This window comes from Jeotgalibacillus marinus (genome assembly GCF_040801915.1).
Lineage (GTDB): Bacteria > Bacillota > Bacilli > Bacillales > Jeotgalibacillaceae > Jeotgalibacillus > Jeotgalibacillus marinus.
Window position 1 is genome coordinate 1 of sequence record NZ_JBFMIA010000240.1, and the last position, 247, is coordinate 247.

At 42.9% G+C, this 247-nt stretch carries 1 protein-coding gene; it reads right to left on the minus strand.

Annotation, left to right across the window (positions count from 1 at the left end; translation table 11 throughout):
• Window positions 1-83: 83 nt before the first annotated feature.
• The gene (locus AB1471_RS17695; RefSeq protein WP_437342385.1) at window positions 84-206 is read right to left on the minus strand and encodes a hypothetical protein; all 123 of its coding nucleotides are present in this window, start codon (window positions 204-206) and stop codon (window positions 84-86) included.
• Between the last annotated feature and the right edge of the window lie 41 nt (window positions 207-247).

The following is a 247-nucleotide window of genomic DNA, read 5'->3' on the forward strand; positions in this document are numbered from 1 at the left end:
TTTTCTTTATTTATTTTATAAATACGCGTTGAAAAGCGTTGTTTTTATGGTTATTCCCATTGATTGTAAACATTTAGCCCAAATTAAGCGCGTTTACGCAACACGAACTGAATTGGACTGCCTGGAATTGGCCAATGCGCCCGAAATTGGTTTTCTAAGAACCGCATGTACGAAAAGTGGGCGTAATCAGGATCGTTCACAAACATCACAATCGTGGGCGGGGCGGTGGCGACTTGCGTCGCATACT

What these genes read in the sequence shown, in the direction of transcription:
- AB1471_RS17695 (WP_437342385.1), bottom strand. Translation starts at nt 206, where the DNA reads ATGTTTGTGAACGATCCTGATTACGCCCACTTTTCGTACATGCGGTTC.